Raw genomic sequence first — 24886 nt, forward strand, 5'->3', positions numbered from 1 at the left:
TTTCAATCTATGCAGGTGGAAGCTCGCTATCATGCTTATCGATCAGAAAATACCCCTGGGCCAGTACATCGCGTCGTTCGTCGAGTGGCTGACCCAGAACGGCGCGAATTACTTCGACGCCATCGCGCAAGGCCTGGAGTTCATGATCCATGGCGTCACCAGTGCCCTGACTTTCTTCAATCCGTTCGTGCTCATCGCTCTGTTCGCCGCCTTGGCGCATTTCATCCAGCGCAAGTGGGCGCTGACCGCATTCGTTGCCCTGTCGTTCCTGCTGATCCTCAACCTGGGTTACTGGCAGGAAACCATGGAAACCCTGGCGCAGGTCACCTTCGCCACGGTGGTTTGCGTGGCCATCGGCGTGCCACTGGGCATCGTCGCCGCGCACAAACCGATGTTCTATACCGCCATGCGCCCGGTACTCGACCTGATGCAGACGGTACCTACCTTCGTCTACCTGATCCCCACCCTGACCCTGTTCGGCCTGGGTGTGGTGCCGGGGCTGATCTCGACGGTGGTGTTCGCCATCGCCGCGCCGATCCGTCTCACCTATCTGGGCATCTGCGACGTCCCGCAGGAGCTGATGGACGCCGGCAAGGCCTTTGGCTGCTCGCGGCGCCAGCTGCTCACCCGTATCGAACTGCCGCACGCGATGCCAAGCATCGCCGCCGGCGTTACCCAGTGCATCATGCTGTCGCTGTCGATGGTGGTGATTGCCGCCCTGGTCGGCGCTGACGGCCTGGGCAAACCTGTGGTCAACGCACTGAACACCGCCGATATTTCCCTGGGCTTCGAAGCGGGCCTGGCGATCGTGCTGCTGGCGATCATGCTCGACCGTATCTGCAAGCAACCGGACCTGCCGGTAAGGGGTGAAGCATGAGCATCATTCGTTTCGAAGACGTCGACGTCATCTTCTCCAACAAGCCGCGCGAAGCGCTGTCCCTGCTCGACCAGGGCCAGACCCGCGAGCAGATCCTCAAGCAGACCGGCCTGGTGGTGGGTGTCGAAAAAGCCAACCTGGATATCCAGAAGGGCGAGATCTGCGTGCTGATGGGCTTGTCCGGTTCTGGCAAGTCGAGCTTGCTGCGCTGCATCAACGGCCTGAACACCGTCAGCCGCGGCAAGCTGTTCGTCGAGCACGAAGGCAAGCACATCGACATTGCCCACTGCACCCCCGCCGAGCTGAAGATGATGCGCACCAAGCGCATTGCCATGGTGTTCCAGAAATTCGCCCTGATGCCCTGGCTGACGGTGCGCGAGAACATCAGCTTTGGCCTGGAAATGCAGGGCCGCCCCGAGAAGGAACGGCGCAAGCTGGTCGACGAGAAGCTCGAGCTGGTGGGCCTGACCCAGTGGCGCAACAAGAAGCCGGACGAACTGTCTGGCGGCATGCAGCAGCGCGTGGGCCTGGCTCGGGCTCTGGCGATGGATGCCGACATCCTGCTGATGGACGAACCGTTCTCGGCACTGGACCCGCTGATCCGCCAGGGCCTGCAAGACGAGTTGCTTGGCCTGCAGGCCAAGCTGAGCAAGACCATCGTGTTCGTCAGCCATGACCTGGACGAAGCGCTGAAGCTGGGTAGCCGCATCGCCATCATGAAGGACGGGCGGATCATCCAGTACAGCAAGCCGGAAGAGATCGTGCTCAACCCGGCCGACGAGTATGTGCGCACCTTCGTCGCCCATACCAACCCGCTGAACGTGCTGTGCGGGCGCAGCCTGATGCGCAGCCTGGACAACTGCAAGCGGGTGAATGGTTCGGTGTGCCTGGACCCGGGTGGCGACTCGTGGCTGGACCTGGGCGAAGGCAACTCGATCAAGCGCGCACGCCAGGGGCAGAACGGGCTGGAGATGCAGAACTGGGCGCCGGGGCAGTCGGTGGAGGGGCTGGGCCGCAGGCCGACCCTGGTGCATGCGGATATCGGCATGCGTGATGCGCTGCAGATTCGCTACCAGACCGGGAACAAGCTGGTGCTGCAGGAGAATGACAAGGTGGTGGGGATTCTGGGCGACAGCGAGCTGTATCACGCGCTGCTCGGCAAGAACCACGGTTGATGCCATTGGGGCCGCTTTGCGGCCCTTTCGCGACACAAGGCCGCTCCTACAGGGGAACGCATATCCCTGTAGGAGCGGCCTTGTGTCGCGAAAGGAGGGCAAAGCCCTCCCAATAATGGGTCAGCGAACGACGATCCCGCGCGAAGCCATGTAGGCCTTGGCTTCCGGCACCGTGTACTCACCAAAGTGGAAGATACTGGCCGCCAGCACCGCACTGGCATGCCCTTCCAGAATGCCGTCAGCCAGGTGCTGCAGGTTACCCACCCCGCCCGAGGCAATCACCGGAATACCCAGCGCATCACTGATCGCACGGGTAACACCCAGGTCGAAGCCGTTCTTCATGCCGTCCTGATCCATGCTGGTCAGCAGGATCTCGCCGGCTCCCAGGCCTTCCATCTTCTTCGCCCATTCAACGGCATCCAGCCCGGTAGGCTTGCGCCCGCCGTGGGTGAAAATCTCCCAACGCGGCTGTTCACCCGGCCCGGACACCTTCTTGGCGTCGATGGCGACAACGATGCACTGCGAACCGAAACGGTCCGCTGCCTCGCCGACAAACTCCGGGTTGAACACCGCGGCCGTGTTGATCGAGACCTTGTCGGCACCAGCATTGAGCAGGTTGCGGATGTCCTGCACGGTGCGCACGCCACCGCCCACGGTCAGCGGGATGAACACCTGGCTGGCCATGCGCTCGACGGTATGCAGGGTGGTGTCGCGGCCGTCGACGCTGGCGGTGATGTCGAGGAAGGTGATTTCATCGGCACCTTGCTCGTCGTAGCGACGGGCGATTTCCACCGGGTCGCCGGCATCACGGATGTTCTCGAACTTGACGCCCTTGACCACCCGGCCGTTGTCCACGTCCAGGCAAGGGATGATGCGCTTGGCCAGTGCCATGGTTCAGTCCTCAGCCTTGGTAGTTGTCGCAGAAGGCCTGGGCCTCGGCGACATCGAGGGTGCCTTCGTAGATGGCACGACCGGTGATGGCGCCGATGATGCCCGGGGCCTTGGCGTCCAGCAGGGCCTTGATGTCGCCCAGGTTGTGGATGCCGCCCGAGGCGATCACCGGGATCGAGGTAGCTTCTGCCAGCGCCTTGGTGAACGGCACGTTGCAGCCCTGCATCATGCCGTCCTTGGCGATGTCGGTGTAGACGATCGCCGAGACGCCATCGGCCTCGAAACGCTTGGCCAGGTCGATGACCTGCACCGAGCTCACTTCCGCCCAGCCGTCGGTGGCGACGAAGCCATCCTTGGCGTCCAGGCCAACGATGACCTTGCCCGGAAAGGCCTTGCACGCTTCGGCGACGAACTCCGGCTGCTTGACCGCCTTGGTGCCGATGATCACGTAGCTGACGCCAGCCTTGACGTAGTGCTCGATGGTTTCCAGCGAGCGGATGCCACCGCCGATCTGGATCGGCAGGGTCGGGTAGCGCTTGGCAATGGCGGTGACCACTTCACCGTTGACCGGCTGGCCTTCGAAGGCGCCGTTGAGGTCGACCAGGTGCAGGCGGCGGCAGCCACCCTCGACCCACTTGGCGGCCATGCTCACCGGGTCGTCGGAAAATACCGTGGAGTCTTCCATGCGGCCTTGGCGCAGGCGCACGCAGGCACCGTCCTTCAGATCGATAGCGGGGATAATCAGCATCTTGGGAACCTGTCTGTTCTTGGGTTTTCAGGGCTTCTCGAGCGCCCACAGATCGCTTTCGATGCTCTCGAACCGCTCCTTGAGGTGCAGCTGAACATCGGCAATCGCCCTGTTGTAGTAAAGGGGTGCAATTTCTTTGCTGAACAGCTCGAGGACTTCGGCCACTTCGAACGCCCCCAGCTCCAGCTCGAAACGGTCTTCGAGGAAGCGCTTGAGCGTGTGCAGCGCTTCGCGCTCCTGCTCGGGGGCCAGGGTGATGACCGGGGCCTTGGTCTTCGACCTGCTCATTTACCAGCGCCCGTCCCAGGCGACGAAGTTCTGCAGCAGCTGCAGGCCATGGGTATGGCTCTTCTCCGGGTGGAACTGCACGGCAAAGCGCGAGCCATCGGCCAGCGCAGCGGCGAAATCGACACCGTAATGGCCGCGGCCGACCACCTGGGCCGGCTTGCCGGCATTGATGTAGTAGCTGTGCACGAAGTAGAACCGCGCACGGTCGGGGATGTCGTGCCACAGCGGGTGGTCGTTGGTCTGGCCAACTTCGTTCCAGCCCATGTGCGGCACCTTCAGGTGCTCGCCGTCTTCCTGCAGGTCTTTGCCGAAGAAGCGCACCTGGCCGGGGAACATGCCGATGCAGTCGACACCGTCGTTTTCTTCGCTGTGGTCGAGCAGTGCCTGCATACCCACGCAAATGCCGAGGAACGGGCGGTCCTGGCTGACTTCGCGCACCAGGCTGTCGAAGCCCAGGCGACGGATTTCGGCCATGCAGTCACGAATCGCGCCCACACCCGGGAATACCACGCGGTCGGCTTCGCGGATGACCGTGGCATCGCTGGTGACAAGCACCTTACCGGCCCCTGCATGCTCGAGCGCCTTGGCCACCGAGTGCAGGTTGCCCATGCCATAGTCGATTACGGCTACCGTCTGCATTTACAGGCACCCTTTGGTGGATGGCATCTGCCCGGCCATGCGCTCGTCGAGGGTAATGGCCATGCGCAGGGCGCGGCCGAAAGCCTTGAACACGGTCTCGATCTGGTGGTGAGTGTTGTGGCCACGCAGGTTGTCGATGTGCAGGGTCACCAGGGCGTGGTTGACGAAGCCCTGGAAGAACTCCTGGAACAGGTCGACATCGAAGCCACCGACGCTGGCGCGGGTGTACGGCACGTGCATCTGCAGGCCCGGGCGACCGGAGAAGTCGATGACCACGCGCGACAGCGCTTCGTCCAGCGGCACATAGGCGTGGCCGTAGCGGAAGATGCCCTTCTTGTCACCGATGGCCTGGGCGAATGCCATGCCCAGGGTGATGCCGACGTCTTCGACGGTATGGTGATCGTCGATATGCGTGTCACCCTTGCACTCGATATCCAGATCGATCAGCCCATGGCGGGCAATCTGGTCCAGCATGTGTTCAAGGAAAGGCACACCGATATCGAATCGGGCCTTGCCACTGCCATCGAGGTTGATCGAGCACTTGACCTGGGTTTCCAGGGTATTGCGCTCGACGGAAGCCTTACGTTCGACCATCACCAGCTCCGCAAAATCATTAGGCGAAAAGGGCTTCATTATAGGCCTAGAACGCGCCGGCTTGAAACGCGGATGACATATGGCAGAACGAGGAATTACGCAGGCTGGATACCGTTACAGGTCTATACAACCGGGGGCCTGGGGCTGCTTTGCAGCCCATCGCGACACAAGGCCGCTCCTACAGGGGACCGCGCTCGCAGAGAAAACGGGGACAGATGTAGGAGCGGCCTTGTGTCGCGATGGGGCGCAAAGCGCCCCCAATCAATGGAACAGCACAGCCGTCTTCTGCAGGGTAATCCAAACGCCCCAGGCCAACGGCACGACCACCACCGCCCAGGCCAGCAGCACCAGCGGCAGGCTACCCGGCGCCGCCTTCCACTCCAGCGAGCGCGCCCCATCGGCGCCCTTGTCATGGCTCAACGCCCGCTCGGCAGCCAGTTCGGCATCGCTCATGAAATGCTTGTCGGCCACCGGCCGCACCAGCATGTTGCAGACAAAGCCCAGCACCAGCAGGCCGGCGAGGATGTACAGGGTCATGTCATAAGCAGCCGCACGCTCCACCCCGGCCGCCAACTGGTACTCGCGCAGGTAGGTGATAAGCACCGGGCCCAGCACCCCCGCCGCCGCCCAGGCGGTCAGCAGGCGGCCATGAATGGCGCCGACCATCTGCGTGCCGAACAGGTCGGCCAGGTAGGCCGGTACCGTGGCAAAACCACCACCGTACATCGACAGAATGATGCAGAACGCCGCGACGAACAGCGCCACGTTACCCAGGTGCCCCATGTTCGGCACCAGGCTGTACAACCCCACGCCCAGGGCGAAGAAGGCGAAATAGGTGTTCTTGCGGCCAATGTAGTCCGAGAACGACGCCCAGAAGAACCGCCCGCCGATGTTGAACAGGCTCAGCAGGCCGGTGAAGCCGGCGGCAATCGCGGCAATCTGCGCCAGCTGGGCGCTGTTCAGCTCGCTGAAGCTCAGCCCGTTGCCCAGCAGCTTGCCGGCGAACACTTCCTGCAGCAACGGCGAAGCCATGCCGAGGATGCCGATACCCGCCGACACGTTCAGGCACAGCACCAGCCAGATCAGCGCGAACTGCGGGGTCTTCCAGGCCACGCTGACGTGCACGTGGCGGTCGGTGACCATGGCGTTGCCAGCTTTCTTCACCGGGGCGCTCCAGCCTTCTGGCTTCCAGCCGGTCGGCGGTATGCGATACGCCAGGGCACCGGCGGTCATGAACACGAAGTAGATCGCCGCCATGACGACGAAGCTCTGCCACACGCCCACTTCCTGCGCATTGCCGAAATGGCCCATCAGCGCGGTGGCCAGCGGTGCACCGACCATGGCCCCGCCACCAAAGCCCATGATCGCCATGCCGGTGGCCATGCCGCGCTTGTCCGGGAACCACTTGATCAGGGTCGACACCGGCGAGATGTAGCCCAGGCCCAGGCCGATACCACCGATTACGCCGGAACCCAGCCACATCAGCCACAGCTGATGGGTTTTCACGCCAATCGCCGAAATCAGCATGCCGCCGCACCAGCACAGCGCCGACACCAGGCCGGCCTTGCGCGGTCCGGCGTGTTCCAGCCAGCCACCCAGCACGGCCGCCGAGCAACCGAGGAAGACGAAGAACAGGGTGTAGATCCAGCTCAGCATGGAAATCGGCCAATCGCATTCGGCACTGAACATACGGGCCATGAAGCCCATGTCCGCTGCGCAGGCAACCGGGGCGGTGATGCCGAGGGCTTGCGACAGCGGCAGCCAGAACACCGAGAAGCCATAGGCCATGCCGATGCACAGGTGGATGGCCAGGGCGGCCGGCGGGACCAGCCAGCGGTTGAAGCCCGGACGGGCGATGATGCGCTCCTTCGACAGGAAGCCTGGCGCACTGGCCAAGGTCCCCGCCGCGACGGTACTGCTCATGGATCAGATCCTTCTTATAGGTAGGGTGCAGGCAAAGCGGCGCAAGGGTAGCAGCATCAAGTAGCGTGAAAGCAATCTGATATCGTTAATTTTTGCTCGGCTGAAACGGTCATGTTGCCTATACCGGCCCTATCGCCGGCAAGCCAGCTCCCACAAGTACCCCACCGACCTCGGGGACAGCGGGATCCCTGTGGGAGCTGGCTTGCCGGCGATAGGGCCAGTACAGGCCACACATTCGGAACTGACAAAATCATGGCTGTCGAAAGCCGTACCATCTGCCGTACACGTAGGAAATGCCCTGTATCTCTAGTCGAATACGCAGGGGCAACCACTGCGGCGCTATACTCTGGCGCTTGAATTTCAAAAACGGACTACAAGGACTCGCCCATGAAAGCGTTCGGCAAAATCCTGGGACTAGGGCTTCTCGGGTTGCTGCTGATCATCGTGGCGCTGGGCTTCGCCCTGACCCACCTCTTCGATCCCAACGACTACAAAGACGAGATTCGCCAGCTGGCACGTGACAAGGCTCACGTCGAGCTGACCCTCAACGGTGACATTGGCTGGAGCCTGTTCCCGTGGCTGGGCCTGGAGTTGCACGAAGCGAGCATCGCCACCTTGAACAAACCCAAGGAACCGTTCGCCGACCTGCAGATGCTCGGGCTTTCTGTACGTGTGCTGCCACTGCTGCGCCGCGAAGTGCAGATGAGCGACGTACGCGTCGAGGGCCTGAACCTGACCCTGGCCCGTGACGAACAGGGCCATGGCAACTGGGAAGACATCGGCAAGCCGCTGCCCGCGCAGAACGGCGCCAGCGCCGATTCGCAGGCCAGTGCTCCGGCCCAGGCACCGGCCGAACAGGCGTCGGCACCGGTCGCCAGCAATGAACGCGCCGTCAAGCTGGACATCGACAGCCTGACCGTGAACAACGCCCGCGTGCAGTACACCGATGCCAAGACCGGCCAGAGCTACAGCGCCGAAAGCATCCAGCTGAGCACCGGCCCGGTCCACGAAGGGGCGAACATTCCGCTCAAGGCCAGCGCCTTCCTCAGTGCCAGCCAGCCGAACATCAAGGCCCGCACCGAACTGGCCGGCGAGCTGCGCTTCGACCGCAAGCTCAAGCGCTACAACTTCGAAGACATGCGCCTGTCGGGCGAAACCTCGGGGGAGCCCACCGGCGGCAAGACCGTGACCTTCGCCGCCCAAGGCCAGTTGCTGGTCGACCTGGCCGCCAATGTCGCCTCGTGGAACGGCCTGAAAGTCTCGGCCAACCAGCTGCGCGCCCTGGGTGAGCTGAACCTGCGAGACCTGGACAAGGCGCCACAGCTGAGCGGCGGCCTGTCCATCGCCCAGTTCGACTTGCGCACCTTCCTCGACAGCATCGGCCGCCCGCTGCCGGCCACCAACGACCCGGCGGCCTTCGCCAAGCTGGAACTGGTCACCCGCCTGCAGGGCACGCCGAACAGCCTGGCCCTGGAAGACCTGGCGGTGAAGCTGGACGACAGCACCTTCAGTGGCCGCGTGGCCGTCGAAGACTTCGCCAAACAGGCCCTGCGCCTGCAGCTCAAGGGCGACACCTTCAACGCCGACCGCTACCTGCCGGCCAAGAGTGAAGAGGCCAAGGGCGCCACCGCCGCGCGCCAGGCCGAGGTCAAGCAACAGGAAGCCAGCGCGGTCGCCGGCCCTGGCACCACGCCGCTTCCCAACGCCCCGACCCAGGTCGCCTGGAGCGATGACAAGCTGCTGCCAGTCGACCGCCTGCGCGCCCTCGACCTGCAGGCCGACCTGGCCTTCGGCTCGCTGACCCTGGACAAACTGCCGATCGAAGACGCCCAGCTCAAGGCCATCGGCCAGGGCGGCCTGCTGACCCTGCAAACCCTGCGCGGTGAACTGTACAACGGCACCTTCGAGGCCAAGGGCACCGTCGACGTGCGCCCTGCCGTGCCGCAACTGGGCGTCAACACCAGCATCCAGCGGGTGCCGGTGGAACACTTCATCAAGACCGAGGGCAAGGAACAGACGCCACCGGTCAAAGGCCTGCTGACCCTGACCAGCGACCTGACCGCCACCGGCAACAGCCAGAAGGCCCTGGTCGACACCCTCAACGGCAACGCCAACTTCGTCATCAACGACGGCGTGCTGGTAAATGCCAACCTGGAACAGCAGCTGTGCAAGGCCATCGCCACGCTGAACCGCAAATCGCTCACCGGCGAGCCTCGCGGCAAGGACACCCCGTTCCAGGAACTGCGTGGCAGCCTGGTAGTACGCAATGGCGTCGCCAACAACCCGGACCTCAAGGCACGCATTCCGGGCCTGACCGTCAATGGCCATGGTGACCTCGACCTGCGTGTACTGGGCATGGACTACAACGTTGGCGTGGTCGTCGAAGGCGACCAGCGCGCCATGCCGGACCCGGCCTGCCAGGTCAACGAACGCTATGTGGGTGTCGAAATACCGCTGCGCTGCCGTGGCCCTCTGGAGCTGGGCGCCAAAGCCTGCCGTCTGGACCAGGACGGCCTGGGCAAGGTTGCCGCCAAGGTGGCCGGCAACCGCCTGCAAGACAAGATCGATGAAAAACTCGGAGACAAAGTGAGCCCGGAACTGAAAGACGCGCTCAAGGGGCTGTTCAAGCGATGAGCCCCGAGCAGTTCTCCAGCGCAGTGCTGGATTGGTATGACGAACACGGCCGGCACGACCTGCCCTGGCAACAGGGCATCAACCCGTACCGGGTGTGGGTGTCGGAAATCATGTTGCAGCAGACCCAGGTCAGCACCGTGCTCAACTACTTCGACCGCTTCATGCAGGCCCTGCCGACCGTGCAGGCCCTGGCCGAGGCGCCGGAGGACGAAGTGCTGCACCTGTGGACGGGCCTGGGCTACTACACCCGGGCACGCAACCTGCAAAAGGCCGCGAAGATCGTGGTCGAACAGCATGGCGGCGAATTCCCGCGCAGTGTCGAGCAGCTCACCGAGCTGCCCGGCATCGGCCGCTCCACCGCCGGCGCCATCGCCAGCATCAGCATGGGCATCCGCGCACCGATCCTCGACGGCAACGTCAAGCGCGTGCTGGCCCGCTACACCGCCCAGGCCGGCTACCCCGGCGAGCCCAAGGTGGCCAACCAGCTGTGGGCCACGGCCGAACGCTTTACCCCGCAGCAGCGAGCCAACCACTACACCCAGGCGATGATGGACATGGGCGCCACGCTGTGCACCCGCAGCAAGCCCAGTTGCCTGATCTGCCCGCTGCAGCGAGGCTGCGAAGCGCACCTGCACGGTGAAGAAACCCGCTACCCCGAGCCCAAGCCGCGCAAGGCACTGCCGCAACGCCGCACACTGATGCCACTGCTGGCCAACCACGAAGGCGCCATCCTGCTTTACCGCCGCCCGTCCAGCGGCCTGTGGGGTGGTTTGTGGAGCCTGCCGGAGCTGGACGACATCGCCCAGCTCGACGATCTGGCCTACCAGCACGGCCTGCGCCTGGCTGACAGCCGCGCCATGGACGGCCTGACCCATACCTTCAGCCACTTCCAGCTGGCGATCGAGCCCTGGCTGGTGCGCGTCGACCCGGTCGGCCAGCACGTGGCCGAGGCCGACTGGCTCTGGTATAACCTCGCCACCCCGCCGCGCCTGGGCCTCGCCGCCCCGGTGAAAAAGCTGCTCAAACGCGCGGCCGACGAACTGATTGCAGGAGACGCCCGATGACCCGCACCGTGATGTGCCGCAAGTACAAAGAAGAACTGCCAGGCCTGGAGCGCCCGCCCTACCCCGGCGCCAAGGGCCAGGACATCTTCGAACACATCTCGCAGAAAGCCTGGGCCGACTGGCAGAAGCACCAGACCATGCTGATCAACGAAAAGCGCCTGAACATGATGAACGCAGAGGACCGCAAATTCCTCCAGGGCGAGATGGACAAGTTTTTCGCCGGCGAAGAATACGCCCAGGCGGAAGGCTACGTTCCACCCTCGGAATGACCCCACGGAACGTAAGCGACGGAATTAATTTAAAATTTTTTCAAAAAGTCGTTGACGAGCGGTCTGAAAGTCTATTTAATTCACCTCGTCGCCCAGATAGCTCAGTCGGTAGAGCAGAGGATTGAAAATCCTCGTGTCGGCGGTTCGACTCCGTCTCTGGGCACCACCTTCAAGCTTCTGGTGGTTGCAAAGTTACCCGAAGCGACAACAAGAAACCCGCCTAGTGCGGGTTTTTTGTTGTCTGTGGTTTTCTGCCCGCTCCGCCTATCCGCCCAAGCATACCCCCCCCACTGCAACATACCGTCATGACAAGGCGCTGGACTCGGTTACCACTCACGCCGAGACTCTTCCCCCAAGCGGCCCGCTTGAAAGGAGAGGCAAATGGTTTTTACGGTAGAAGAGCAGCAGCTGTGGAACAGCGCCATAGCATTTGCAAAAGCCAATAAGAAAGCGATCGCCAGAAAACTCACCTGTACCGATCGGTACCCGGCCGAGCAGGAGCCAGTGTCTGTTTTCATGTCTGGTTCACCCGGCGCAGGCAAGACAGAGGCTTCCATTGAGCTTCTGAACCTGTTCTCCGATCAGCCAATCCTTCGGATCGATCCTGATGAGCTGCGCAGTGAGTTTGCCGACTACCAAGGCGGAAACGCCTACCTCTTCCAGGGCGCGGTCTCCATCGTGGTAGAAAAAATTCTGGATTTCGCCCTGAAACAGCACCAGTCGTTCCTGCTTGACGGGACGCTGGCCAACCTGGATGTAGCACGGCGCAACATTGATCGCTCGCTATAGAAGGGGCGCTACGTTCAGATTCTCTACGTCTACCAGAATCCGCAGCTAGCATGGGAGTTCGTGAAGGCCCGGGAGCAAGCTGAAGGACGACGGATTCTGGTCGACCATTTCGTCGAACAGTATTTCGCCGCTCGTGACGTGGTGAATACCCTTAAGCTAGAGTATGGCAAAGAGGTCCACGTTGACCTACTGTTGAAGCACATTGATAACTCGAACCGCCTTTACAAGGCAGGCGTTGACAAAATCGACTACCACATTCCCGAGCGCTTCACCCGCGAACAACTGAAGGCGACGCTTGAGAACCCCCAGGAGTGAAGCATGAGCCTCTTCAAGTCCACACCCGAGAAGGTAAAAAGCCCCTTCGCGGAGTTCATTCGCAATGCCAAGTCCGACGAGAAGAAACGCGTATATAACACCGTGCTCGTTGAAGCCACAAAACGCCAGAAAGCAGTCATGCTCGAGGCTGCTGCCAAATCTGCGTAAGGCCTGTTCTCAATGGCCGCTGGACTGCATCAACCCTGCAAGGGCCCATAAAGGGCCCTTTGAAGTACACCATCTTCCGCTAGCCTTCATACCCCTTGCTTTCACCCCTCTTCCTCCGTCTCCAGACCAATGAACCGCAGGCAGAAATGGCCCATTCAGGCAACCTGGGTTGACCAACATCAAAACGCCATCGATCGCTCATCCTTAAGATGCCAGGTGGACATTCGACCTGACCTCGCAAGGACCTCCATGAGCGAAGAATCCCCCCTCCTGCTCCCCGCCCCCAGCGAGCCCGCCATCACCCCAGCCCGCACGCGTCGCCCACGCCAGCGCAAGCCGGAGCCGACGATCACCAGCATCAGCCAGCAACCTGCTGCACTGGGAGTCGCCACCGCCCCCAAGGGCAGCAACGAAGACAGCACCTCGGCCCACCTGCCGGCCAGCTACCCCTACCGCACCCGCATGCGTCGCCAGGACTACGAGAAGGCCAAGCACGCGCTGCAGATCGAGTTGCTGAAGGTACAGAGCTGGGTGAAGGAAACCGGCCAGCGCGTGGTGATCCTGTTCGAAGGGCGCGATGCCGCAGGCAAGGGCGGCACCATCAAGCGCTTCATGGAGCACCTCAACCCTCGTGGTGCTCGCATCGTTGCCCTGGAAAAGCCTTCCGAGCAGGAAAAAGGCCAGTGGTACTTCCAGCGCTACATCCAGCATCTGCCCACGGCAGGTGAAATGGTGTTCTTCGACCGCTCCTGGTACAACCGCGCCGGCGTCGAAAAGGTGATGGATTTCTGCTCGCCACTGCAGTACCTGGAGTTCATGCGCCAGGCCCCGGAGCTGGAGCGGATGTTGTGCAACAGCGGCATCCTGCTGTTCAAGTACTGGTTCTCGGTGAACCGCGAAGAGCAGCTGCGCCGCTTCATCTCGCGCCGGGACGACCCGCTCAAGCACTGGAAGCTGTCGCCCATCGACATCAAGTCGCTGGACAAGTGGGACGATTACACAGCAGCCAAGGAGGCGATGTTCTTCCATACCGATACCGCCGATGCGCCGTGGACGGTGATCAAGTCCGATGACAAGAAGCGTGCGCGGATCAATTGCATCCGGCACTTCCTGCATTCGCTGGATTATCCGGGGAAGAACCACAGTGTGGCGCATGCGCCGGATGAGTTGCTGGTCGGTCGGGCGTCGCGAGGTTTCGAGGAAGATGAGGCAGAGCCGCAGGCCAGTTGAATCGGCGTGCCTGCTGCGCTTCAATACGCGCAATTTCCGCCCCACCAAGGATTCACCCCATGGCCACCCCCACCAAGCAACAGAAACGCGCCAAGCGCGCCGCCAGCAAGGCCAAGCAGAACCGCATGGTACGCAGCGGCCAGGCAGTCAAGGCCAGCGCTGGCGACAGCGCCAGCATCGAGCAGGTGTACAACAAGGCCATGGAATCGGGCAGCTACGACCCGCTGTTCAAGAAAATGAAGGAAGCCCAGGAAGGCGGCCTGGTGCCGATGATTTCGGTGTTCCTGGTAGACCCGCTGCTGGCCCTGGTGCTCAAGGGGCACAAGGAAGAACACGCCACCGACTACATCGTGCTGGTGTTCAATGCCTACCGCAAATGGCTGGACGGGGCCGACGAAGAGGCCACCATGGCCTGGCTGGAGAGCGATGAGTTCCAGGCAGCCTATGTGGCGGCTTCGGAGCTGGTTGCCAAGCAGCAACAGCAGCAGAAGCAGTTTGGCTGACAGGGCTGTGTAGCCTGCCCGGGCCCTATCGCCGGCAAGCCGGCTCCCACATGAACACCACAGGCCCGAAGGCAATGCCGTCCCTGTGGGAGCGGGCAAGCCCGCGAAAGGGCCGGAACAGGCAACAAAAAAGGCCGCGCCCTTCACAGGACGCGGCCTTTTCATTTCAGCCAGCGCGGATCAGTTATCCAGCGCCACCCGCCCGGCAGCTTCACGCTTGCGGTGCACCAGCAAGCCAGCCGCCACCACACCAATGCTCAGCAATGCGGTCGCGATGATTTCGGCGCGGTGGTCCTCACGCAGCGCCATTACCACCAGAATGGCAATGATGAAGGCAATGGTCGCCCAGGTCAGGCCCGGGAACAGCCACATCTTGAAGGTGATCTTCTCGCCGCGGGCCTCACGCTGGGCGCGCATGCGCAGCTGCGACACGGCAATCACCAGGTACACCAGCAGCGCAATGGCACCAGAGCTGGCCAGCAGGAACTCGAACACCTGGGCCGGGGCCACGAAGTTGGCGAACACACAGAGGAAGGCCGCTGCAGTGGACAGCAGAACCGCCACATGCGGGGTAGCCGACTTGGTGGTGCGCTGGGCAATGGCCGGGGCGTCACCACGCTTGCTCAGCGAGAACAGCATGCGCGACGAGGTGTACAGCGCCGAGTTCAGGCAGCTGGTCACGGCGATCAGCACGACGATGTCGACGATCAGCTTGGCATTCGGCACGCCGATGCGGCTCAGCACGGTCTGGTAGGAACCGGTCTCGGCCAGGGCCGGGTCGTTCCACGGTACCAGGGCCACGACCAGGAAGATCGACACCAGGTAGAACAGGCAGATACGCCAGATCACCGAGTTGGTGGCGCGGCTGATCTGCTTGCCCGGGTCCTTCGACTCGGCAGCGGCAATGGTAACGATTTCGGTACCCATGAACGAGAACATGGTGGTCAGCATGGCTGCCAGCACCGCGCCCAGGCCGTTAGGCATGAAGCCCTGGGTGTCGAACAGGTGGCTGGCACCGCTTACCTGGCTGCTCGGCACAAAGCCGAACATGGCAGCACAACCCACAGCGATGAAGCCGATGATCGCCAGCACCTTGAGCAGGGCGAACCAGAACTCGAACTCGCCGTAGTTCTTCACGCTGCACAGGTTGGTCAGGGTCAGCGCCAAGGTGATGACCAGGGAGAACGCCCACAGGTCGACCGCAGGGAACCAGGCATGCAGGATGGCCGCGGCGGCGTTGGCCTCCAGCGGAATTACCAGTACCCAGAACCACCAGTACAGCCAGCCAATGGTGAAACCGGCCCAGCGCCCGATGGCGCGGTCGGCATATGTAGAGAACGAACCGGTGTCAGGCGAGGCGACAGCCATTTCACCCAACATGCGCATCACCAGCACGACCAGCGTACCGGCGGCAGCGTAAGCCAGCAGCACAGCTGGGCCGGCAGCAGCGATGGCGTGGCCGGAGCCAACGAACAGGCCGGCACCGATGACGCCAGCGATGGACAGCATGGTCACATGCCGTTGTTTGAGCCCCTGAGCGAGGTCATTGGAATTGTTACCGCTCATTAAAACTACCTTTGTAAGGAGTGGACCACTCCGACTGCGGTTACGGAGCGCGCCTGGGGTTGACCTGGGCGTCGCTGCAATCGGCGGTTTCCTACTGGCAATAAGCGCGCCATGTGCTGAATGCATTCGTCAGAAAAGTCGGCAGGCCTTTTAGTATGCGGTTTGGAGGGCTTTCGGCCAACGGCTGACCGAAAGGCCGCCAAATCATCGGATTACTGAAATACCCACTTACAAACGCACCAAAGGTGCTCCCCGGTAACACCTGTGCACCGCTGCAATGCAAAAAAGTGCAACCTAGAGGTACAACCTGAAGACCCGACCTCCCCCGTTCGCGGGCATGCCCGCTCCCACAGGTCAGGTGCAACCATTTGAGCTTTTTAACGAACCCGTGGGAGCGGGCGAGCCCGCGAAAGGTCTAAAACCGCTTCCATGAGCGGGCCAAAGCTGGCACCATCGCGCCTTTTTTCATCAAGGCTCTGGTGCTGGGCGACACCTTCGCGGACATCCGCGCGACGTTGCGCTGCAACGATGCGACAAACCGCCCCACCAGCGCCCCGAGTCCCCAGCGACCCTGTTGGCCGTGATAATGCCGCTATGCTAGCTTGGCGCACGCCAGGAAGGCCGCCAACAGCTGGGAACGCACCCGTACACATGAGGACCGCACATGGCTCAGGCCACGCCCGCGCTGGAAATCCGCAATCTGCACAAACGCTACGGCGAGCAGGAAATTCTCAAGGGCATTTCGCTGACCGCACGCGACGGTGACGTGATCTCCATCCTGGGGTCGTCCGGCTCCGGCAAGTCCACCCTGCTGCGCTGCATCAACCTGCTCGAGAACCCGCACCAGGGCGAAATCCTGGTCGCCGGTGAAGCCCTCAAGCTCAAGGCCGCCAAGAACGGCGACCTGGTCGCCGCCGACAACCGCCAGATCAACCGCCTGCGCAGCGAGATCGGTTTCGTCTTCCAGAACTTCAACCTGTGGCCGCACATGTCGATCCTCGACAACATCATCGAGGCACCACGCCGCGTGCTCGGCCAGAGCAAGGCCGAGGCCATCGAAGCCGCCGAAGCCCTGCTGAACAAGGTGGGCATCTACGACAAGCGCCACAGCTACCCCGCCCAGCTTTCCGGTGGCCAGCAACAGCGCGCCGCCATTGCCCGTACCCTGGCCATGAAGCCCAAGGTCATCCTGTTCGACGAGCCAACTTCGGCGCTCGACCCGGAAATGGTCCAGGAAGTGCTAAACGTTATCCGCGCATTGGCCGAAGAAGGCCGTACCATGCTGCTGGTGACGCACGAGATGAGCTTTGCCCGCCATGTGTCCAGTGAAGTCGTCTTCCTGCACCAGGGCCTGGTCGAAGAGCAGGGATCGCCGCAGCAGGTCTTCGAGAACCCGACCTCGGCGCGTTGCAAGCAATTCATGTCCAGCCACCGCTAACGGAGCAATACATGCACACTTACAAGAAGTTCCTCCTGGCAGCTGCTGCCACGCTGGTGATGTCGGCCAACGCCCTGGCCGCAGAGAAACTGCGCATGGGTATCGAAGCCGCCTACCCACCGTTCAACAACAAGGATGCCAGCGGTAACGTGGTCGGCTTCGACAAAGACATCGGCGACGCCCTGTGCGCCAAGATGAAAGTCGAGTGCTCGGTCGTCACCTCCGACTGGGACGGCATCATCCCGGCCCTGAACGCCAAGAAGTTCGACTTCCTGGTGTCGTCGCTGTCGATCACCGACGAGCGCAAGCAGGCCGTGGACTTCACCGAGCCGTACTACTCCAACAAGCTGCAGTTCATCGCGCCGAAAAACGTCGACTTCAAGACTGACAAGGACTCGCTCAAGGGCAAGGTGATCGGCACCCAGCGCGCCACCCTGGCCGGCACCTATCTTGAAGACAATTTCCCGGGTGTAGACGTCAAGCTCTACGACACCCAGGAAAACGCCTACCTTGACCTCGTTGCCGGCCGCATCGACGGCATCCTGGCCGACAAGTACGTGCAGTACGAGTGGCTGAAGAGCAAAGACGGCTCGAACTTCGAGTTCAAGGGTGAGCCAGTGATGGACAGCGACAAGATCGGCATTGCCGTGCGCAAGGGCGACACCAAGCTGCGCGACGACCTGAACAAGGCCCTGGCAGAAATCAAGGCCGACGGCACGTACAAGAAGATCAACGACAAGTACTTCCCGTTCAGCATCGAATGATCCGCCCCGACCGGCGCGCCCTTGCGGCGCGCCAGTCCCTAGAATGACCTGCCCATGAATATCGACCTGCACGGATTCGGTCCGGCCATGATGGCCGGCACCCTGATGACCGTAAAACTGGCGCTTTGCGCCTTGCTGCTGGGCCTGGTCCTGGGCCTGCTCGGCGCCCTGGCCAAGACTTCCTCGATCAAGCCACTGCAATGGCTTGGTGGCTTCTATTCGACCCTGGTTCGCGGCGTGCCCGAACTGCTGTGGGTACTGCTTATCTATTTCGGCACCGTCGGCTTGATGAACGCCCTCGGTGAAGCCCTGAACATGCCGGGCCTGGAGCTCAGCGCCTTCGCTGCGGGCGTGATCGCCCTGGGCCTGTGCTTCGGCGCCTATGCCACCGAAGTGTTCCGTGGCGCCATCCTGGCGATCCCCAAGGGCCACCGTGAAGCCGGCCTGGCGCTTGGCCTGTCCAAAGGCCGCATCCTGTCGCGGATCATCCTGCCGCAGATGTGGCGCATCGCCCTGCCCGGCCTTGGCAACCTGTTCATGATCCTGATGAAGGACACCGCCCTGGTGTCGGTGATCGGCCTGGAAGAAATCATGCGCCACGCACAAATCGGCGTGACCGTGACCAAAGAGCCGTTCACCTTCTACATGGTTGCGGCCTGCATCTACCTGAGCCTGACCATCATTGCCATGACCGGCATGCACTTCATGGAAAAACGCGCCGCTCGCGGCTTTGCGAGGGCCGAATAATGAATTGGGAAGTCATCATCAAATGGCTGCCACGCCTGGCCCAGGGTGCGACCCTGACCCTGGAGCTGGTGGCCATCGCGGTGGTTGCCGGGTTGATCCTGGCCATCCCGCTGGGCATCGCCCGCTCCTCGCGCCACTGGTATGTGCGCGCGGTGCCGTTCAGCTACATCTTCTTCTTCCGTGGCACGCCGCTGCTGGTGCAGCTGTTCTTGGTCTACTACGGCCTGGCGCAGTTCGACGCGGTGCGTTCGAGTTCGCTGTGGCCGTACCTGCGCGATCCGTTCTGGTGCACCGTGCTGACCATGACCCTGCACACTGCTGCCTACATCGCCGAGATCCTGCGCGGCGCGCTGCAGTCGATCCCCAAGGGTGAGATCGAGGCGGCGCGGGCACTGGGCATGTCGCGGGGCAAGACGCTGTTCTACATCATGCTGCCACGCGCCGCGCGCATCGGCCTCCCGGCGTACAGCAACGAAGTGATCCTGATGCTCAAGGCCAGTGCCCTGGCCAGTACCGTGACCCTGCTGGAACTGACCGGCATGGCCCGTACCATCATCGCCCGCACCTACCTGCCGGTAGAGATCTTCTTTGCCGCCGGGGTGTTCTACCTGGTGATCTCGTTCGTACTGGTGCAGGGTTTCAAGCTGCTGGAGCGCTGGTTGCGCGTGGATGCGTGCCAGGGCCGCTGAGACCTCACTGACTGCTTCGCGGGCACGCCCGCTCCCACAGGTGTAGCGCCAACCTTGAATGTGGCGCTATACCTGTGGGAGCGGGCGTGCCCGCGAAGAGGCCCTCAAAACCACCACACATCCTTGCCATGCCCAACCACCTCCACAGCCCCCACCTAAGCACCCGCTTCCAGGCCCTCGACCAGTTCCTGATCGAGCACCAGCAGCTGTGGAAACCGCGCCCCTTCACCAGCCTGCAGCTGGCCTGGGAAACCGCCCACCCCGAGCTTGCCGCCCACCTGCGCCAATGCTCCCTGGCAGACGCCGAAACCGACACCACCGCTGCCCCGTTGCCCGCCCCGTTCCCGCAACTGGCCCAGCAAGCCCGACAGCTTTCGGCACTCGGCAACCTCCCGGAAACCGACCTGCCCCCCGCCGCGCACCGCCTCGACGTAGCCGTCCCTGGCCGCAAATGGCAGCAGATCGAAGCCTTCGCCAGCCACCTGGCCTTCCGCGAACAGCCCAGTCACTGGCTGGACTGGTGCTCCGGCAAAGGCCACCTGGGCCGCCGCCTGCTGCAACCCGGCCAACACCTGACCTGCCTGGAATACGACGCCGAACTGGTCGCCGCCGGCCAGGCCCTGAGCGCGCACCACCACTTGCCAGCGCAGCATGTGCACCAGGATGTGATGGCCAACGACAGCGCCCGCCACCTGGCTGGCGACAAAAGCGTGGTCGCCCTGCACGCCTGTGGCGACCTGCATGTGCGCCTGATGCAACTGGCCAGCCAGCAAGGTTGCCGGCAACTGGCCGTGGCCCCCTGCTGCTACAACCGCATCGCGGCGCAGCAGTACCAAGCGTTATCCACAGCCGCCCAAGCCTCCAGCCTGCGGCTGTCACTGGACGACCTGGGCCTGCCCTTGAGCGAAACCGTTACCGCCGGCGCCCGCGTACGACGCCAGCGCGACACCTCGATGGCCCGGCGCCTGGGCTTCGACCTGCTGCAACGCCAGCAGCGCCAGACCGACGAGTACCTGCCGACACCGTCGCTACCCGTGGCCTGGCTGGAGAAGCCCTTCGAGCAGTACTGCCGCGACCTGGCCGAACTCAAGCAATTGCAGCTGACTGGCAACCCGGACTGGGCAGCCCTGGAAGCCGCCGGCTGGCAACGCCTGGCCGAGGTCCGCAACCTGGAGCGCGTGCGCAACCTGTTCCGCCGGCCGCTGGAGCTGTGGCTGGTACTCGATCGCGCCCTGTTCCTCGAAGAACAAGGCTACAACGTGCGCCTTGGCCTCTTCTGCGACTACCCACTCACCCCGCGCAACCTGCTTATCCTTGCCGAACGCGACCGTTAGCCGCAGCACAACCTGTGGATAACTCTGTGAACAAGCTTGTGATTACCTGTTGGATCCAAGCGCTATTTCAAGCGTTTCGCTTATTCCAGCTTGCGCGTCAAGGCCAGTAAAAACAGGCGTTTGCGCAAAGACCGGCGGTGTATCGATCCGGCATGCCTTTCGCGCAAGGCGCCGATGCCACTTGTGCATAAACATTTCTTGTGGTTGGCGACTGCGTCTAAAGCCTTACCCAGAATGGCCTGATTTACGCGGTCCCTTGTAGGAGCGGCCTTGTGTCGCGAAAGGGCTGCAACGCAGCCCCAGCGATCTCTGCAAATACGCCAAAAACGGGGGCCGCTTTGCGGCCCATCGCGACACAAGGCCGCTCCCACACTGACCGCATCAGGGCTCAATGCGCCTTGTTCTTGGCAATCTCGATATCGTTCATCAGCGCCTTGGCCATGTCGCACAGATAATCGGCGGCGCCCAGGAATTTATGGTCATCCTCCATATCCCCCTCGCGCACCAGATGCTTGATGTAGCCCATCAGGATCGAGACATGCTCATAGGCAGCATCGACGGGGACGCCAGGCTCCACACGTAGCAGATTGAGGGATGGGTTACCGGCTGCGAGGAAGGTTTCCACGCCTGCGGTGGTGATTGGCTTGGGGCTGCGGGGATCAGTATCGATCGTTTTCAATTTTCAAACTCCTATATTCCTCAAGGAGTTACCGCCTTCATTCTTTCTCACGGAATAAAGGGCGGCAACCGTGCACGGGGTGAGAAACCGAGTGAATATAGGAAGCCTCGGCCAGACCAAAGTCTGCCCGCGCACGGTCGCCATTACAGGGCCGCTAAATTCGTCATCGGGTTCTCACACCCGGTCGCCAGAGCGACCCGAAAAAGGTATCCGTGAGCCATTTCCCCGACAACAGCGATACTTCGGCGGCGCGCGTAGGATAGTTCCGAAGCCACCAAACCCTGAAGTTGTTAGCCCTAAAGTTCAGAATCTTCGTACAGCTGACGGCCCTTTCGCGGGCGCGCCCGCTCCCACAGGTACTACACAGTTTCAAGGCTTGTGGAGATCCTGTGGGAGCGGGCAAGCCCGCGAATAGGCCATCACAAGCAACACAAAGCTAATGCCTGACCACCGCAACGGTGTATCATCCGCCCCCCAAATCATTAAAAAGTGACGTCGCGCGCTGCCCGCCAGCCCCGCGACCTTCTGGCGTTGCGCCAGAACCGACAATGGACTAACGGACCCGACCATCGTGACCCAAGCCAAGCCCCTCGCCCTGCTGACCCTCGCCCTGGCCCTGACCGGCTGCGCCAGCGGCACCGCTCCCCACTCCAACAGCAGCCTGGGCTGGAACCACCCCGGCATGCAGCTGGGCGGCGACAACGGCCTGCCCCTGCGCACCGAAAGCCCCTGCCGCAAGCGCGGCTGCGACAACGACAAGCTGTTCTTCAACCCGGGCAAAACCGAGCCAAGCGTCACCACCATCCATCGCGGCTGGTAGGAAAATTCTTCTTTCAGGTCGGTGACTTAGGTCATTTGCGAACATTCGCAACGAAGTGGTTTACAGGCGCCAACCGATCGTTATAATGACGCCCCATTGCCGGTATAGCTCAGATGGTAGAGCAACTGACTTGTAATCAGTAGGTCCCGGGTTCGATTCCTGGTGCCGGCACCATACGCAGTATCAAAAAAGGCTCACCGAAAGGTGGGCCTTTTTTGTTTTCAGGGTCGCCCAACCACATCAGCCTTGGCCTTGAGGTCGATGCGCTCGGTGTAGGAGCTGGCTTGCCTGCGATGGGCTGCGCAGCGGCCCCAACGATCCCAAAAAAGAGCGCAGCCTGAGACCAGACACGTCTTCCAACATAAACGCTTTGACTCGCCCACCTGGCCCAGCCACGATTTATCGTAAATTTTAGGTATTCCTGCTGAGGCAAGCCGATGGCGCTTCAATTCCACGAAAGCCCTTTTCACGCCACCCACGATGCAGACACAGCCAGCAAAATGGCCTTGAAAATGGACCTGTCCATTTTCATCACCGACTGCATCAAAAAAATGGGCCTCAAGCAGCATGATGCTGCGGTCAGGCTGAACGTAACCCAATCCCGAATATCCGAGCTTGCAAATGGCAAGATCGAGAAGTTCACCCTCGATGCCATGATGGACATGCTCGACAAGCTCGGCTTTCGCACAAGCCTCACCCTGCCCTCGAACGATGCCGGTTCACCGCCGCAGATCGTGATCATTCAAGCACCTGGCAGCTAAACCCTGTACCCCATTTCTTGCAGCTCGTGTTTGAGCAATAACGACGTAGCGCAGGGCCTACGCACAGCGTGCTAAAGAGCCACAACTCTGCTTTTTGCAAAGCGATGTTTCAACGAAACAACTCTTGCGCCATCCGTGAGTAAAGTGGCCTGCCAACCTCAGGAGCCCTGCCTCATGCTGCACCTGCAAACCCCTTTGGCGCAGGCCGTGCGCCAGCTCTTCGACAGAGCCTTGCCTCTACTGGCTGGGCAACGCTCGGGAACAGTCAAGATCTATGTATTTGGCGGGTGCGCCTTGCACATGCTGACGAATGCCCGCGGCAGTGCGGATATCGATGCGGAGATTCAGGCCAGCGAACACCTGCTCAGGGACGAAATAAGGGCAGTTTATGCCGCGCCGGAAGACTACGAGCAGGATGGTCTGGACCTGTCCGTGGTGTTCGACCAGCAATTCAATAACTCGCTATGCCCCTTGCATGAAGACTACGATGCGCGGGCAATCCTCCTTCCCGGCCAGGAGTGCTCTCCTTTACAGGTTTTCATAGCTCACCCGATCGACCTCGCCATTTCAAAACTCGGGAGATTCACCGAACGCGACCAGGATGACATCAATCTGCTTATCAGGTCAGGCAAGCTGAATCTCAAGGAATTTGATAGGCTTGCCAAGGAGGCAATCGACTATTACCCCTGTGATAGAAGCACCGTAACCAGCTGCCTGAGGTTGATTCTCGATGAAGCGCGAGAGTGGGGCCAGTAATACCAGTGAGGCGATGACTATGCCCTCGAATACGGCGCATGGGGCTCGGCATTGCGACACCTCCCCGCTCGATTACTCGCTAGAAAAACTCTGGGCGCTTGTGTCCTCTGACATGCCCCCCACTGATCAACATGCCCGTCAGGCACTTGAGCACCTGGTCGTTCAAGCTACAAAAACCTCGCTGGACAAGCTCGACAAGGCCGTTGCCGAGACTTTCGCTCTCCTCTTCTGGTACAGAAACGAGGATATGCGCGAAGCATTGGAAAATCGCTTGAACATGCCAAGGCTCGCACCCGTAAGGAAGCGGCGCCTGATGTATCTGGTTGACCGGCTTCGCCGTTTTCCATGCATGAAACCGGAACAAGCCGAGCAGATGAAGAAGCTGGTCACCCGCTGGAAGGATCTGGCTCAAGATCTGAATGGCAAACAGGTAGAAAAGGCGCAAGCGGTAAACCGTTACGACAAGGTTGCTGCTACGTGGGGCGTGGCTGAGCCCGTATCCAGTCTGATGAACATGGTGCTAGAACTGCAAACACGGCACTTTGTAGATGCCCATCATCTGCCGAACGGCTATGCCCAGTTGGCAACGCGTCCACCTGAACACTGATCCGATAATGTTGGGTCAGTTGTTTGTAGTGGCTGTACTCCTCCCCAAGATTGATCTCAATCAAGCCTGACGCCGGCACGCAGCTTAGCCTGAGATCCGTCAGCACTTTAGGGAAGGAAACAATGGCCAAGAAATTCCCCACAAACCCCAGCCACCCGGAGCGCATCTGTTGGGGCTGCGACGTGTATTGCCCGGCCAAGGCATTGGCCTGTGGCAATGGTGCGAGTCGGACCATGCACGCGGTGGAACTGTTTGGTGAGGACAGGGTCGCTCCCACAGGGATCGCGCCACCTATCAGAACCTGAGCAAGGCAGTTGCTCCCAAAGGGGCGCGCCGCGCTCAAGGCATGCGCTGTAACTGTGGGAGCTGGCTTGCCTGCGATGGGCTTCGCAGCAGCATGTGATGGATGCTCTTATACCTATGGCCCTCGTGCGCCAGCTACACCGTACTTCGCTGCCCTACAGCAACCTATCCGCTTGGTCGTATATTGCGCCAACCTGTGCCCGTCTCTTTCTTCTGGAAAGAGACGGGCACTTCTACCACTGCTGCAGCCCTGATCGCACAAGGCTTTGCGGCAATCCCCCTCGTGACAATCGGCGTGACAAACGCCGATGTCAC

Annotated in this window: 25 protein-coding genes, 2 tRNA genes and 2 pseudogenes; 21 read left to right on the forward strand and 8 right to left on the reverse strand. The window is 61.7% G+C overall.

The window, feature by feature from the left end:
• Positions 1–28: 28 nt before the first annotated feature.
• Together choW and choV are read left to right on the forward strand one after the other, a co-directional pair.
• Positions 29–877, forward strand: coding sequence for a choline ABC transporter permease subunit (gene choW, locus CAG46_RS18985; protein ID WP_169774667.1), 849 nt, complete (start codon positions 29–31; stop codon positions 875–877).
• Positions 874–2052, forward strand: coding sequence for a choline ABC transporter ATP-binding protein (gene choV, locus CAG46_RS18990; protein WP_085618399.1), 1179 nt, complete (start codon positions 874–876; stop codon positions 2050–2052). The genes choW and choV overlap by 4 nt, the downstream gene beginning before the upstream one ends.
• Positions 2053–2172: 120 nt before the next feature.
• Here choV and hisF read toward each other — a convergent pair whose 3' ends face one another.
• From hisF to CAG46_RS19020, 6 genes are all read right to left on the reverse strand, one after another.
• The gene (hisF, locus tag CAG46_RS18995; protein WP_025337372.1) at positions 2173–2943 is read right to left on the reverse strand and encodes an imidazole glycerol phosphate synthase subunit HisF; all 771 of its coding nucleotides are present in this window, start codon (positions 2941–2943) and stop codon (positions 2173–2175) included.
• Positions 2944–2953: 10 nt separating this feature from the next.
• Positions 2954–3691 carry a 1-(5-phosphoribosyl)-5-[(5-phosphoribosylamino)methylideneamino]imidazole-4-carboxamide isomerase gene (gene hisA, locus CAG46_RS19000; protein ID WP_003257484.1) on the reverse strand — a complete coding sequence of 246 codons (738 nt, stop codon included), beginning with the start codon at positions 3689–3691 and terminating at the stop codon, positions 2954–2956.
• Positions 3692–3718: 27 nt separating this feature from the next.
• Entirely contained in the window at positions 3719–3979 is a 261-nt protein-coding gene (locus CAG46_RS19005; RefSeq protein WP_085618397.1) for a DUF2164 domain-containing protein, read from the reverse strand.
• The gene (hisH, locus tag CAG46_RS19010; RefSeq protein ID WP_085618395.1) at positions 3980–4618 is read right to left on the reverse strand and encodes an imidazole glycerol phosphate synthase subunit HisH; all 639 of its coding nucleotides are present in this window, start codon (positions 4616–4618) and stop codon (positions 3980–3982) included.
• Positions 4619–5212 (reverse strand): imidazoleglycerol-phosphate dehydratase HisB, encoded by a 594-nt coding sequence (gene hisB / locus CAG46_RS19015; RefSeq protein ID WP_003255736.1) that lies wholly within the window; start codon positions 5210–5212, stop codon positions 4619–4621.
• Positions 5213–5473: 261 nt separating this feature from the next.
• Positions 5474–7135: an OFA family MFS transporter gene (locus CAG46_RS19020; RefSeq protein ID WP_085618393.1), complete on the reverse strand. Its 1662-nt coding sequence runs from the start codon at positions 7133–7135 to the stop codon at positions 5474–5476.
• Positions 7136–7522: 387 nt separating this feature from the next.
• Between CAG46_RS19020 and CAG46_RS19025 the strand changes: the two genes are divergently transcribed.
• The 8 genes and pseudogenes from CAG46_RS19025 (at position 7523) to CAG46_RS19055 (ending at position 14107) form a co-directional block, all read left to right on the forward strand.
• Positions 7523–9769 carry an AsmA family protein gene (locus CAG46_RS19025; protein WP_085618391.1) on the forward strand — a complete coding sequence of 749 codons (2247 nt, stop codon included), beginning with the start codon at positions 7523–7525 and terminating at the stop codon, positions 9767–9769.
• The gene (gene mutY, locus CAG46_RS19030) at positions 9766–10833 is read left to right on the forward strand and encodes an A/G-specific adenine glycosylase (protein ID WP_013970490.1); all 1068 of its coding nucleotides are present in this window, start codon (positions 9766–9768) and stop codon (positions 10831–10833) included. Before CAG46_RS19025 ends, mutY begins: the two co-directional genes overlap by 4 nt.
• On the forward strand, positions 10830–11102 hold the full coding sequence (locus tag CAG46_RS19035) for an oxidative damage protection protein (RefSeq protein ID WP_003257478.1): 273 nt from the start codon (positions 10830–10832) through the stop codon (positions 11100–11102). Before mutY ends, CAG46_RS19035 begins: the two co-directional genes overlap by 4 nt.
• Before the next feature lie 90 nt (positions 11103–11192).
• Positions 11193–11268, forward strand: a tRNA-Phe gene (locus CAG46_RS19040).
• A gap of 350 nt (positions 11269–11618) precedes the next feature.
• Positions 11619–12206: pseudogene (locus CAG46_RS19045) on the forward strand (zeta toxin family protein).
• A 3-nt stretch (positions 12207–12209) separates the two neighbouring features.
• Positions 12210–12374 (forward strand): hypothetical protein, encoded by a 165-nt coding sequence (locus tag CAG46_RS28935; protein ID WP_172827546.1) that lies wholly within the window; start codon positions 12210–12212, stop codon positions 12372–12374.
• Positions 12375–12623: 249 nt separating this feature from the next.
• Positions 12624–13604 (forward strand): polyphosphate kinase 2, encoded by a 981-nt coding sequence (gene ppk2 / locus CAG46_RS19050; protein WP_085707975.1) that lies wholly within the window; start codon positions 12624–12626, stop codon positions 13602–13604.
• Positions 13605–13663: 59 nt separating this feature from the next.
• Complete coding sequence (locus CAG46_RS19055; protein WP_013970488.1) at positions 13664–14107, forward strand: hypothetical protein; 444 nt, start codon at positions 13664–13666, stop codon at positions 14105–14107.
• Between the two features lie 180 nt (positions 14108–14287).
• On the opposite strand, the gene gabP is transcribed toward CAG46_RS19055, so the two are convergent.
• Positions 14288–15673, reverse strand: a complete 1386-nt coding sequence (gene gabP / locus CAG46_RS19060; protein WP_025337364.1) for a GABA permease — start codon at positions 15671–15673, stop codon at positions 14288–14290.
• 664 nt (positions 15674–16337) lie between these two features.
• On the opposite strand from gabP, the gene CAG46_RS19065 reads away from it, so the two are divergent.
• From CAG46_RS19065 to CAG46_RS19085, 5 genes are all read left to right on the forward strand, one after another.
• Positions 16338–17111: an ABC transporter ATP-binding protein gene (locus CAG46_RS19065; RefSeq protein WP_003257472.1), complete on the forward strand. Its 774-nt coding sequence runs from the start codon at positions 16338–16340 to the stop codon at positions 17109–17111.
• An 11-nt stretch (positions 17112–17122) separates the two neighbouring features.
• Entirely contained in the window at positions 17123–17875 is a 753-nt protein-coding gene (locus tag CAG46_RS19070) for an ABC transporter substrate-binding protein (RefSeq protein WP_085618304.1), read from the forward strand.
• Positions 17876–17929: 54 nt separating this feature from the next.
• Positions 17930–18622 (forward strand): ABC transporter permease, encoded by a 693-nt coding sequence (locus CAG46_RS19075; protein ID WP_025337363.1) that lies wholly within the window; start codon positions 17930–17932, stop codon positions 18620–18622.
• Positions 18622–19311: an ABC transporter permease gene (locus tag CAG46_RS19080; RefSeq protein ID WP_015268628.1), complete on the forward strand. Its 690-nt coding sequence runs from the start codon at positions 18622–18624 to the stop codon at positions 19309–19311. Before CAG46_RS19075 ends, CAG46_RS19080 begins: the two co-directional genes overlap by 1 nt.
• A 128-nt stretch (positions 19312–19439) precedes the next feature.
• Positions 19440–20645: a methyltransferase gene (locus CAG46_RS19085; protein WP_085618305.1), complete on the forward strand. Its 1206-nt coding sequence runs from the start codon at positions 19440–19442 to the stop codon at positions 20643–20645.
• A 388-nt stretch (positions 20646–21033) separates the two neighbouring features.
• Here the strand turns inward: CAG46_RS19085 and CAG46_RS19090 are convergent, their stop codons facing one another.
• A complete protein-coding gene (locus tag CAG46_RS19090) occupies positions 21034–21324 on the reverse strand; it encodes a DUF3077 domain-containing protein (RefSeq protein ID WP_003257466.1) in 291 nt (96 codons plus the stop codon).
• 571 nt (positions 21325–21895) lie between these two features.
• Here CAG46_RS19090 and CAG46_RS19100 point away from each other — a divergent pair.
• The 6 genes and pseudogenes from CAG46_RS19100 to CAG46_RS19125 all read left to right on the forward strand — a co-directional run.
• Positions 21896–22144: a hypothetical protein gene (locus CAG46_RS19100; protein ID WP_085618309.1), complete on the forward strand. Its 249-nt coding sequence runs from the start codon at positions 21896–21898 to the stop codon at positions 22142–22144.
• Between the two features lie 98 nt (positions 22145–22242).
• A tRNA-Thr gene (locus tag CAG46_RS19105) sits at positions 22243–22318 on the forward strand.
• 263 nt (positions 22319–22581) lie between these two features.
• On the forward strand, positions 22582–22905 hold the full coding sequence (locus tag CAG46_RS19110; RefSeq protein ID WP_085618311.1) for a helix-turn-helix domain-containing protein: 324 nt from the start codon (positions 22582–22584) through the stop codon (positions 22903–22905).
• A gap of 174 nt (positions 22906–23079) precedes the next feature.
• The gene (locus CAG46_RS19115) at positions 23080–23661 is read left to right on the forward strand and encodes a DUF6036 family nucleotidyltransferase (protein ID WP_085618313.1); all 582 of its coding nucleotides are present in this window, start codon (positions 23080–23082) and stop codon (positions 23659–23661) included.
• The gene (locus tag CAG46_RS19120) at positions 23636–24268 is read left to right on the forward strand and encodes a hypothetical protein (RefSeq protein WP_256575103.1); all 633 of its coding nucleotides are present in this window, start codon (positions 23636–23638) and stop codon (positions 24266–24268) included. The genes CAG46_RS19115 and CAG46_RS19120 overlap by 26 nt, the downstream gene beginning before the upstream one ends.
• Positions 24269–24390: 122 nt before the next feature.
• Positions 24391–24531: pseudogene (locus CAG46_RS19125) on the forward strand (DUF3079 domain-containing protein); the annotation flags it as partial.
• Positions 24532–24886 lie beyond the last annotated feature (355 nt).

The sequence above is a fragment of the Pseudomonas sp. B23(2017) genome (genome assembly GCF_002113725.1).
GTDB lineage: Bacteria > Pseudomonadota > Gammaproteobacteria > Pseudomonadales > Pseudomonadaceae > Aquipseudomonas > Aquipseudomonas putida_Z.

What these genes read in the sequence shown, in the direction of transcription:
- choV (WP_085618399.1), top strand. Translation starts at nt 874, where the DNA reads ATGAGCATCATTCGTTTCGAAGACGTCGACGTCATCTTCTCCAACAAG.
- hisF (WP_025337372.1), bottom strand. Translation starts at nt 2,943, where the DNA reads ATGGCACTGGCCAAGCGCATCATCCCTTGCCTGGACGTGGACAACGGC.
- hisA (WP_003257484.1), bottom strand. Translation starts at nt 3,691, where the DNA reads ATGCTGATTATCCCCGCTATCGATCTGAAGGACGGTGCCTGCGTGCGC.
- CAG46_RS19005 (WP_085618397.1), bottom strand. Translation starts at nt 3,979, where the DNA reads ATGAGCAGGTCGAAGACCAAGGCCCCGGTCATCACCCTGGCCCCCGAG.
- hisH (WP_085618395.1), bottom strand. Translation starts at nt 4,618, where the DNA reads ATGCAGACGGTAGCCGTAATCGACTATGGCATGGGCAACCTGCACTCG.
- hisB (WP_003255736.1), bottom strand. Translation starts at nt 5,212, where the DNA reads ATGGTCGAACGTAAGGCTTCCGTCGAGCGCAATACCCTGGAAACCCAG.
- CAG46_RS19020 (WP_085618393.1), bottom strand. Translation starts at nt 7,135, where the DNA reads ATGAGCAGTACCGTCGCGGCGGGGACCTTGGCCAGTGCGCCAGGCTTC.
- CAG46_RS19025 (WP_085618391.1), top strand. Translation starts at nt 7,523, where the DNA reads ATGAAAGCGTTCGGCAAAATCCTGGGACTAGGGCTTCTCGGGTTGCTG.
- mutY (WP_013970490.1), top strand. Translation starts at nt 9,766, where the DNA reads ATGAGCCCCGAGCAGTTCTCCAGCGCAGTGCTGGATTGGTATGACGAA.
- CAG46_RS19035 (WP_003257478.1), top strand. Translation starts at nt 10,830, where the DNA reads ATGACCCGCACCGTGATGTGCCGCAAGTACAAAGAAGAACTGCCAGGC.
- CAG46_RS28935 (WP_172827546.1), top strand. Translation starts at nt 12,210, where the DNA reads ATGAGCCTCTTCAAGTCCACACCCGAGAAGGTAAAAAGCCCCTTCGCG.
- ppk2 (WP_085707975.1), top strand. Translation starts at nt 12,624, where the DNA reads ATGAGCGAAGAATCCCCCCTCCTGCTCCCCGCCCCCAGCGAGCCCGCC.
- CAG46_RS19055 (WP_013970488.1), top strand. Translation starts at nt 13,664, where the DNA reads ATGGCCACCCCCACCAAGCAACAGAAACGCGCCAAGCGCGCCGCCAGC.
- gabP (WP_025337364.1), bottom strand. Translation starts at nt 15,673, where the DNA reads ATGAGCGGTAACAATTCCAATGACCTCGCTCAGGGGCTCAAACAACGG.
- CAG46_RS19065 (WP_003257472.1), top strand. Translation starts at nt 16,338, where the DNA reads ATGGCTCAGGCCACGCCCGCGCTGGAAATCCGCAATCTGCACAAACGC.
- CAG46_RS19070 (WP_085618304.1), top strand. Translation starts at nt 17,123, where the DNA reads ATGCACACTTACAAGAAGTTCCTCCTGGCAGCTGCTGCCACGCTGGTG.
- CAG46_RS19075 (WP_025337363.1), top strand. Translation starts at nt 17,930, where the DNA reads ATGAATATCGACCTGCACGGATTCGGTCCGGCCATGATGGCCGGCACC.
- CAG46_RS19080 (WP_015268628.1), top strand. Translation starts at nt 18,622, where the DNA reads ATGAATTGGGAAGTCATCATCAAATGGCTGCCACGCCTGGCCCAGGGT.
- CAG46_RS19085 (WP_085618305.1), top strand. Translation starts at nt 19,440, where the DNA reads ATGCCCAACCACCTCCACAGCCCCCACCTAAGCACCCGCTTCCAGGCC.
- CAG46_RS19110 (WP_085618311.1), top strand. Translation starts at nt 22,582, where the DNA reads ATGGCGCTTCAATTCCACGAAAGCCCTTTTCACGCCACCCACGATGCA.
- CAG46_RS19115 (WP_085618313.1), top strand. Translation starts at nt 23,080, where the DNA reads ATGCTGCACCTGCAAACCCCTTTGGCGCAGGCCGTGCGCCAGCTCTTC.
- CAG46_RS19120 (WP_256575103.1), top strand. Translation starts at nt 23,636, where the DNA reads ATGAAGCGCGAGAGTGGGGCCAGTAATACCAGTGAGGCGATGACTATG.